General features: G+C 34.5%; 11 protein-coding genes. 10 read left to right on the forward strand and 1 reads right to left on the reverse strand.

Annotation, left to right across the window (positions count from 1 at the left end):
* The 9 genes from ABS911_RS12770 to ABS911_RS12810 all read left to right on the forward strand — a co-directional run.
* Positions 1-647: phospho-sugar glycosidase domain-containing protein (locus ABS911_RS12770; protein ID WP_350467873.1), on the forward strand; the 647-nt coding region annotated here is incomplete at its 5' end.
* A 14-nt stretch (positions 648-661) separates the two neighbouring features.
* The gene (locus tag ABS911_RS12775; RefSeq protein WP_350467874.1) at positions 662-982 is read left to right on the forward strand and encodes a PTS lactose/cellobiose transporter subunit IIA; all 321 of its coding nucleotides are present in this window, start codon (positions 662-664) and stop codon (positions 980-982) included.
* A gap of 13 nt (positions 983-995) precedes the next feature.
* Entirely contained in the window at positions 996-2,132 is a 1,137-nt protein-coding gene (anmK, locus tag ABS911_RS12780; RefSeq protein ID WP_350467875.1) for an anhydro-N-acetylmuramic acid kinase AnmK, read from the forward strand.
* Positions 2,133-2,185: 53 nt separating this feature from the next.
* Positions 2,186-3,037, forward strand: a complete 852-nt coding sequence (locus ABS911_RS12785; RefSeq protein WP_350467876.1) for a MurR/RpiR family transcriptional regulator — start codon at positions 2,186-2,188, stop codon at positions 3,035-3,037.
* Positions 3,038-3,242: 205 nt separating this feature from the next.
* Positions 3,243-4,025 carry a MurR/RpiR family transcriptional regulator gene (locus tag ABS911_RS12790; protein WP_350467877.1) on the forward strand — a complete coding sequence of 261 codons (783 nt, stop codon included), beginning with the start codon at positions 3,243-3,245 and terminating at the stop codon, positions 4,023-4,025.
* Between the two features lie 121 nt (positions 4,026-4,146).
* Positions 4,147-5,709 (forward strand): maltose/glucose-specific PTS transporter subunit IIBC, encoded by a 1,563-nt coding sequence (gene malX, locus ABS911_RS12795; RefSeq protein ID WP_350467878.1) that lies wholly within the window; start codon positions 4,147-4,149, stop codon positions 5,707-5,709.
* 19 nt (positions 5,710-5,728) lie between these two features.
* Positions 5,729-6,931 carry a MalY/PatB family protein gene (locus tag ABS911_RS12800; RefSeq protein ID WP_350453410.1) on the forward strand — a complete coding sequence of 401 codons (1,203 nt, stop codon included), beginning with the start codon at positions 5,729-5,731 and terminating at the stop codon, positions 6,929-6,931.
* Between the two features lie 182 nt (positions 6,932-7,113).
* Complete coding sequence (locus ABS911_RS12805) at positions 7,114-7,821, forward strand: nuclease-related domain-containing protein (RefSeq protein WP_350467879.1); 708 nt, start codon at positions 7,114-7,116, stop codon at positions 7,819-7,821.
* A 176-nt stretch (positions 7,822-7,997) separates the two neighbouring features.
* Positions 7,998-8,279 (forward strand): hypothetical protein, encoded by a 282-nt coding sequence (locus tag ABS911_RS12810; RefSeq protein WP_023178323.1) that lies wholly within the window; start codon positions 7,998-8,000, stop codon positions 8,277-8,279.
* Between the two features lie 260 nt (positions 8,280-8,539).
* Here the strand turns inward: ABS911_RS12810 and ABS911_RS12815 are convergent, their stop codons facing one another.
* Positions 8,540-9,421: a helix-turn-helix domain-containing protein gene (locus ABS911_RS12815; protein ID WP_350467880.1), complete on the reverse strand. Its 882-nt coding sequence runs from the start codon at positions 9,419-9,421 to the stop codon at positions 8,540-8,542.
* Positions 9,422-9,650: 229 nt separating this feature from the next.
* Between ABS911_RS12815 and ABS911_RS12820 the strand changes: the two genes are divergently transcribed.
* On the forward strand, positions 9,651-9,875 hold the full coding sequence (locus ABS911_RS12820; RefSeq protein ID WP_023178320.1) for a hypothetical protein: 225 nt from the start codon (positions 9,651-9,653) through the stop codon (positions 9,873-9,875).
* Positions 9,876-9,958: the final 83 nt, after the last annotated feature.

Consider the following 9,958-nt stretch of genomic DNA (forward strand, 5'->3'; position numbering starts at 1 on the left):
CACACCGCTACACGGGTTTGAATTATGATCATTTTATCGAAACGAGTAAGCAATACAAAGAACATGGGCTAGTAACGGCTGCTTTTGTCAATTCGCCATCAGCTCACATTGGTCCTTGGCCGGTAGATGAAGGGCTATGTACATTGGAAATGCATCGTGAATGGCCGATTGAGGTTCAAGCCAAACATTTATGGGCAACTGAAGTTATTGATGACGTGATTATTGCTAATGCATTTGCTAGTGAAGCTGAGCTGAAAGCCTTAAGTGAAATTAATCCTTACCAATTAACACTTATGTGTGAATTAGAAGAGAGCGTTCCTGAACTGGAAGAAAAAATCGTCGTAGAAGAATTCCATTTTAATCGCGGAGATGTATCGGATTATGTGGTTCGCTCGACTCAAAGCCGTGTGAAGTATAAAGGTCATGAATTTGTTCCATTCAACACACCGGACATGAAAAAAGGCGATATTATTATCGAAACGTCTTTATATGCGCATTATGCCGGTGAATTACAAGTAGCCTTGAAGCCCATGAAAAATTCCGGGAAATCAAATGTAGTCGGACATGTAGTAGAAGAAGAGCAATTTTTACTGGATTATTTAAAACCGTGGCAAAAATTTCAATTTAAACTAAAATCAAACGATTAAAGGAGCAGACAAAAATGGAAGATTTGGAAATGATTATTTTTGACATTATTGGACACGGAGGAAATGCTCGAGCGTTAGCGTATGAAGCTTTAGAAAAAGCTCGTGCTGGTTCATACGAAGAATGCGATCAATTAATGGAAGAGTGCAAAAAAGAAATGAACCTAGCTCACAATACCCAAACGAAAATGGTTCAAGATGAAATTCGCGGAGAAGACATCAAAATCAGTTTACTGTTGATCCATGCGCAAGACCAATTGATGACGTCAATGGCGGAACAAACCTTGATCATGCAAATGATTGAGATGCAAAAAGAATTGAATGCTCTAAAAAAATAATCGAGGTGATAAAATGGCCTTTGCAGTCGGAATTATGTCAGGTACATCTCTAGATGGCGTTGATGCTGCATTAGTAGAGATACATGGAACCAATACCGATACAACTGTTCAATTAGTGGAATTTACAACTTATCCATTAAGTGCTAAAATTGTTAAAAAAATCAAAGAGGTCTTATCGATTGAAACGTCTTCAGTCGATAAAATCTGCAGTTTAAATGTTGAATTAGGGTATGTCTTTAGTGAAGCTGTTAAAGCAGTGTGTGAAAAAGCAGACTTCCCGCTTGAACAAGTCGATTTTGTAGCTTCACATGGTCAAACAATTTACCATTTGCCAGTTCCTAGATCTCATCAGTTAGCTTCTACTTTGCAAATTGGGGAGTCATCAGTTATCGCGGAAGAAACTAAAACAATGGTCGTATCCGATTTTAGAACACGAGACATGGCCGTAAATGGTCAAGGTGCTCCAATTGTGCCGTATTCTGAATTTGTCTTATATCGAGACGCTGAACGGACACGTTTATTGCAAAATATTGGTGGCATCGGCAACGTGACGGTAATCCCTGCTGGAGCACAAATGGAAGATGTTCTTGCGTTTGATACAGGACCTGGGAATATGATTATTGATGAATTGTGCCAGCACTTTTATCAAGAAAATTACGATAATAATGGTGAGCATGCTTCTAAAGGGATAGTAGACCAAGAAATGTTAAGTGAGATGATGGCTCATCCTTATATTGAAAGAAAACACCCTAAAACTACCGGAAGAGAAGATTTTGGAGAAGAGTATACAGCAAATCTCATTGGACAATGGCAAAATAAGGTAGCACCAGATGACATCATTGCAACAGCCACTCAATTTACGGCACAGTCTATTGCAGTAAATATACGCCCATTTATCGATCAACAGACAGATCTTATTATCGGAGGTGGTGGAAGTTACAATCCTACTTTAGTTCAAATAATTAAAGAACAGTTACCTGAAATAACGGTGCGTATCCAAGAAGAAGTGGGCTTTTCTTCTGAAGCTAAAGAAGCGATTGCAATGACTATATTAGCGAACCAGACCATTCATCATTTGCCAAGCAATGTTCCAAGTGCTACAGGCGCAACGAAACCTGTCATACTAGGAAAGATAACGTATTATCATTAGATTGCTTTCTCTTGAATATTCCTGTATCTTTTGATTATACGAGGTGAAACAACATGATTAGAAATAATATTCTAGGTCGAATTAAAAGTGTCCTTGATGATTTGCCTAATTCTGAAAGGAAAATCGGCGAGTACATACTTAAAAATCCGGAAGAGACTATTAAAATGACAACAGCACAACTGGGAATAGCCGCAGATTCAAATTCGACGGCTGTTATTCGGTTGTGCAATCGAATTGGCGTTAACGGATTTACAAAACTAAAAGTAAACTTATCTGCAGAAATTGTATCAGTGGATGAATCTGGTTATGCGGAAATAGAGGCAGAAGAAAAAATCAGCACGATCAAAAGCAAACTATTAGCTAATGCCTTTAAATCAATGGAAGAAACCATTTCATTGATGAATGAGTTTGATAGTGAGCGAGTTGTTGAACTAATTGAAGCTGCTTCTATCGTTTATGTGTATGGTGTGGGTAATTCACGGATCATTGCTGAAAATATGGTGCAAAAATGGAGTAAAGTGGGCAAAGTATTTATTTGCCCTACCGATAATCATCAATTGGTATCTATGCTAGGAGCAGCTCCAAAAAATGCTCTTTTTTTCGGCATCTCTAATTCAGGGGAGACAAGGGAAATTGTCGAACTGATTAAATTAGCCAAAAAAAACTCTATAAAAACTGTTGGATTGACTCAATTCGGACAAAATAGCCTAGCCAACAAAGCTGATTATACCATTCAGACCGTTAAAACAATTGAAACGGGTAATCAATTTATTTCTAGCTCGCTACATGCTCAAATGATTGCCATTGATGTTATCTTTTATACCTTCCTATCTAAAAACTACATAGCTGGTAATGAAAGAATTAAACAATCAAGAGAAGAAATGGATCAATATAAGAAGAGGTAGAAATGTTAGCAATTCCATAAAGTTAATTAGTGGATACTTAAGAGGAAATCTTAAGTATTCTTTTTTTATAATCTATCATTTTTTATTTTATTATTTTAAGTTATCATGAGTTAGATAGAATAGTTATAGAAATATTATGCAGGCTTCATTAAGAAGTAAATTATTTTTACTAATAAGTAAATTAAACATAGGAGAGTGAAAAAGTTTGTCAGAGGCTAATCTCTTTTTTAAGAAATTATTGGTTAAACGAAAAGAATTGAGTACATTAGAATCTCAAGTATTAGAATACATGTTGAAATACCCAAATAAAGTATCAGGATTAAACATAGAGGAATTTGCTAACACTATCTATGTATCGACTGCTACTGTTAGCCGTACATGTAAGAAATTAGGTTTTAAAGGTTACCAGCAATTAAAATATGCTTTAGATCAGTACAAAGGAACAAAAGAAGAACAACATCAGGAAGAAAAAGGAGTTGGAGAAATAGCTAGACATGTTAGCCGTTTTAAAAACGAAATGAATCAAACAGTGAATGCTTTAAATACAGAAAATGTATTAAATGCAGTTGAGTTATTAAACGCCAGTCAATTAGTAGAGTTTTTTGGTGTAGGAGCGTCTTTTCCATTTTGCAGTGAAGCTGCAAGAAAACTGACATTTGCAGGGAAAATAGCTTCTGCTAGAAATGACTGGGATGAGTTAAGGGCAGTTGCTAATCATTTAAAGCCAACAGATGTTGCTATTCTAATATCCCATAGTGGTGAAACCTTACACCTGATAGAATACGCTACTATTTTAAAACAAAGGCATGTACCATTGATTCTTATAACAGGTACGCAAGGCAGTCAAATAGAATTTTTAGCTGATTTAACTCTTATGGCATATTCAGAAAGTCATTATTATGATGAAATTGATATGAGTTCTAGATTTACTCTTAACTTGTTAATGGATCTAGTAATCATTGAGTACATCAAACAACACACTAAATAAATAGTTGCTTCTTGTATATCCTTACATTTTTTGTAACACTTTTCGAAAATTATGTAAACGCTTGCTTGAGGTGTGGCGAAAAGGTATCTTGAAGATACAAAAGAGTAAGGGAGAGAAAATAATGAAAAAAGGTAAGGGAAGTTTTTGGGAGTTTTTTCAAGGCTTAGGCAAAACATTCATGTTGCCGGTCGCTTTATTAGCGTTTATGGGATTGTTGTTGGGAATAGGCAGCTCATTTACAAGTGCAACGACTCTTGAAATTATGCCTTTTCTTGGCAATGAGTATTTGCAAGTATTCTTCCGGTTTTTATCTACTATAGGCGGATTTGCTTTTACGTATTTACCTGTCTTGTTTGCAATGGCGATTCCTTTAGGGCTAGCCCGTTATGATAAAGGAGTAGCAGCGTTTTCTGGACTAGTTGGGTACATCATCATGAACTTATCCATTAATTTTTATCTAACTGAAGCCAATATCTTGGCTGATCCAGAAGTTTTGAGAGAAGCAGGACAAGGAATGGTAATGGGCATCCAAACGATTGAAATGGGTGTTCTAGGTGGGATTATTGTAGGTATTGTTGTTTCATCGCTACATAAACGGTTCTCTGAGATTCAATTGCCAGATGCATTCGCATTTTTTGGTGGAGCTAGGTTTGTACCAATCATTACATCTTTAGTTTTAAGTATAGTTGGTTTGACATTGCCAATGATCTGGCCAATATTTGGAGCAGCAATTACAGGTATTGGAAATCTGATTCAAAGTGCTGGAAGCTTTGGCCCATTTTTATTTGGTGCTGGAGAAAGATTGCTGTTACCAACTGGGTTACATCATATTCTAGTATCGATGATTCGATTTACAGAAGCTGGTGGAACACAAATTGTTGATGGAAATACTGTCTCGGGAGCATTAAATATTTTCTATGCTCAATTGCAAGAAGGACTTCCAATCAGTGCAGATGCTACCGCTTTTCTATCACAAGGGAAAATGCCGACCTTTATGTTTGGTCTGCCTGCTGCTGCATTAGCCATGTATAAAACAGCTAGACCAGAAAATAGATCGGCAATTAAAGGATTATTAATTTCTGGTGTTTTAGCAACTTTTGTAACCGGGATTACCGAACCGATTGAATTCTTATTCTTATTTGTTTCTCCATTATTGTACTTATTCCATGTGATTATGACTGGATTAGGTTTTATGGTAATGGCTTTACTGAACGTTAAAATTGGAAATACCGATGGTGGAATTTTAGACTTCCTTATTTTTGGCGTATTACAAGGAAACCAAACAAAGTGGTATTTGGTCTTGTTAGTAGGAGCAGCTTGGTTTGCTATCTATTACTTCGTATTTAAATTTGCTATTGAGAGATTTAACTTAAAAACACCAGGAAGAGAACTCGTTAATAAAGACAACACAAATTATTCAGAAGAAGAGTTAGGCCATAAGAAAAAAGGGAAATATGATGCTCCTGTTATTCTATCTGCTTTAGGTGGTACTGAAAATATAGCTTCATTGGACAATTGCGTTACTCGGTTAAGGTTAGTGGTTCATAATATGGATGAAGTTGATGAAGAAGTATTAAAGGCTAATGGAGCATTGGGAGTGATGAAATTAGACGATCAGAATCTTCAAGTCATCATCGGAACTCAAGTAGCTTCATTAAAAAACCAATTAGAACGATTAATCTAACGAAAAGGGTGCGGTAGTGTTGGAAAAAAATGTATTTAATGAATTGATTGACAGGAAAGGAACGTACTGTACGCAGTGGGATTATATAGAAGACCGTTTTGGGGTAAATGATTTATTGCCCTTTACTATTTCTGATATGGATTTTGCTGTCCCTGACGTTATTAATAACGCGCTAAAAAAGAGAGAGTCTCATCCAATATACGGCTATACTAGATGGAACCATATTGATTTTAAACAATCAATTGTCTCATGGTATAAAGAACGATTTGCAACCCAAGTTGATTTAGATTGGATCGTCTATTCACCTTCTGTCATTTATACTATCTCACGCTTAATTGAATTAAAATCGGAGGTAGGAGAACAAGTAGTCATTCAAACACCAGCCTATGATGCTTTTTTTAAAACAATTCGCACGAATAAACGAGAGATAGCAGAAAATCCGCTTCACTATATTAACGGAATTTATTCAATAGATTTTGACGATTTAGAGCAAAAATTAGCTGATGAAAAAACTACGATTTTCTTATTGTGCAGCCCTCAGAATCCAACAGGTAGAGTTTGGACAAAAGAAGAGTTGACTAAAATGATTGAGTTATGTGATCGTTACCATGTATTCTTGATTTCCGATGAGATTCATATGGATATTGTTCGAGAAACTTATCAACATCTTCCAGTTGTTTCAGTGGCAACAAAATTTGAACAAATAGCTATCTGTTCTTCCGCAAGTAAAACGTTTAATACTTCGGGTCTGATAGGTTCCTATGCATTGATACCAGATAAAAGATTGCAAGAAGATTTTTTAGAAGTATTGAAAAATAGAGATGGTTTGTCATCTGCGAGCATTATGGGTATTGAAAGCATCATGGCAGGTTATAGCAGTGGGCAAAATTGGGTAGACGAATTGAATGAGTATATTTCAAGTAATCTAACTGTCGTAGCTAATTACTTAAAATTACAGATTCCAGAAATTAAGTTTACCATCCCAGAATCAACATTCTTAGCCTGGATCGATATCAGTGGATTGCCTTTCGAGATGGAAGATCTGCAACAGGCTCTTATCGAAATTGGAGAAGTTGCTATTATGGACGGATCAATCTATGGAGTACAAGGAAAAGACTTCCTTCGGATGAATATCGGTTGTCCGCGAAAGAAAGTAATGGATGGTTTAGAAGGGTTAAAAAAAGCTGTGGATTATTTGAAAATGAATAAAAACAACAGTTGATAAAGAATAGAAAGGCAAGTCATTTCAGAAACAATTTTTCAGTTTGATACAATTTAAAAAGTTAGAAAAACACTTAAGAATGAATCTTAAGTGTTTTTCATTGAATCCTTTATTTTTATTCTACTCAACTTAAGGTATGATTAGTAAGGAATGAAATAAGAAATGTGGAGGAAATAGAATTAATGGTAGCACTTATAGGAATGTTATTTGTTATGTATATACTAGTATTTGGAATAATCATTTTCATGAACTATTTGGATTTTAATGATTCAAATTATCAACGCGCAAGTAATCATACTTTTTGGCAAACTTTATTTGATAAAGGAAACATGGGTGAATACAATATATATCGGACTCTTGAAAAAATAAAAGGGACAAAATTAATATTGACGAATCTTTATATTCCTAAAGAGGATGGTAGTACGACCGAAATTGATTTGGTTATGATAACAAAATATGGATTTTTTGTTATTGAATCAAAAAATTATAGCGGATGGATATTTGGAGATGAAAAACATCGTAATTGGACTCAGACTTTTCCAAATAAAAAGAAGTTCAAATTTTTTAATCCTATTTGGCAAAATAAAGGTCACATTAAAGCTTTGCAAGAAGCTTTAGATATTACTGATGAATCATTGATGCAGTCTTTTATTATTTTCAGTAATAATTGTGAACTAAAGAAAATAACCGTTACGAGTTCAAATGTGAGTGTGGGAAAAAGAAATCAGCTAAAAGCATTACTTAAAAGAGAATTACAAAATACTTCACCAAAGCTAACAACAGAGGATATAAAATACTATTTTCAAATACTTAAACCCTTTATGCATGCTGATGATGAAACAAAGCAATTACATATTGAAACAATCAAAGGAAAACTAAGTAAATTGTAAGAGGTATAAAAGGAAGTATATCTAAAATCCAGAAAAGTGGACAAAGAAACACAGAAAATAATCTTATTTATTCAAGATGTCAACTAGTTTAAATCTATTTGGTGAGTGTTCCATTCGTACCAATCCCAAAGTTGTGATATGATTTACTTGAAGACAGAACTATTGGAGGAAAGACAATGGAAATGACACTATATCGTACAATCAATGTAAAAAGCCCTGAAAAAATCATTACGCTGAAAAAGCCTTATGAATCAAAAGATGTTCCTCAAAAAGGCGATTTGATTAAAGATTCAATGTTTGTGGATCCAGCTAAAATTGAAGTGATTTCAGTTGATAAAAATGAAGATACGTATGATATTCATTTGAGGCCAGTAGAAATTAGTTATGCAACCGATGAACACAACAAGAATATGGTAAATGCATATAAAGCTAATGGCTGGGAAAGTGATTCTTATTAAAAATGAAGTAAAGGCTGCCTAACTCAAAGTTAGTTCAGCCTTTTTCATTTACCTAAATTTTTATTGCTATAGAAAAATCCGGAACCGATTCTCAAGAAGAGAAGCGGCTTTTTTACTGTCCCAAAAAGCACAAAACTGGACAAGTTCTGTGGATTTACTCGCTAACTTGTCCATTACCGCTGATAATGTAAATTAAATGCATTTTTTATTCCAAATCAGTCTCAACTGATTAAAATCTCAGTTTTCACATTATCTTTAAGTTAGCTTGAATAGAGATTAAAGAAGTTCTCTGGGTCTTTTTCAACCAATGCTTTTAAATCATGTTTATTCAAAATATCTAAAATACGAATGGCTCTGTCAATGAGTCCTGATTCAGATGTATCACCGATTTTGGTCATACAAACTTCTTTACGGACCAACGAAATAGCCAACATGACCGAGCAGTCGTTTTGTGAGCTTTCTGTCTCCATTTGCTTAATATAGAATAATGCTTGTTCGTATTTTTTATCTATCATCAGCAAATTGGTCACATGCAGTAAAAAACTGATTTTTAAAGTGATCGTTTCTTCAATATTTGGGTATTGAGCTAAATTTGACAAGGCCCGATCTGTTAAGCGAGAGGCAGTTTCACTGTCAAATAAATACAAAATGCTATTCATGATATGCAATTCTGCTAAGTACCAATTATCCAACGTCTCCATGCGTTTCCAGACTTGCTTTGCATAATCCTTCGCTTTTGTTAAGTCGTGTTCATCTAATAAAACAATGTACCCACGACAAGCGTCAAGAATATCCATTGTCAATTGGTCGTAACGCTTCCGTACTAATTCTTCGCCCTTTTCAATAATCTCATCGAGCAATTCACGAGTCGGTTTTTTTTCTAATTGTTTAAATAAATAGAGAATGGTTTCTTTTTGTCCTAATTCACAATCATTTAAGATATAGATAAATTCGTCGTGTGTCATATCCATATGATCCAGTATAGCGAGATACTTTGAAAGAGTAGGTGTGATATCATCATTTTCAAACTTTGTGTAAGTTGAACGAGCCATAGTATCATCCGAGATCTCTTTTTGGGTATATCCCTTATTTTCTCTGATTTTTTTTAAAGTCGAACCAATTGGAACATGTATGTCAGACATTTGACAGCCTCCTAATAATAGCCTAGTTATTATGATAACCTTTTGTAATAAACCAGTTTGTAACAGGTATAATAAAGCAGTAAACAAACTCGTTTAACTAAAGATATAAGCGTATAAATAATTAAAAACGGTTATTTTTTATAAAAGAACCGGGAAGTAGGGAAAGAATATTACAAATGAAAATCAGCTAGACAAACTAGCAGTCCATAAACAAGTAAAATATATTTATGTGGTTATAGGAAGAGATGAGACGATTCAACTAGATGTAGAGGAATCGGATGTTCTAGTCAACGCTGATGGCGTCTTGGACTGTCCCATAGATACTGTATTGCGCAAAAATAATTATACGTTTGATGATTTAAATAGTTGGTTAGCTAAAGAAATACAATTTATTATGATTAAAAATGATGTGGAGCAGATTATTCATCGTATTTCTTTAAATATGAATCTCTAAATGATTTCAAGTTATTCTAGCATAAATAAACACAAATAAGATTAAAAATTCATAAAATATGATTGGGAATTTGTAAATATGAA

This window comes from Carnobacterium sp. (genome assembly GCF_040274425.1).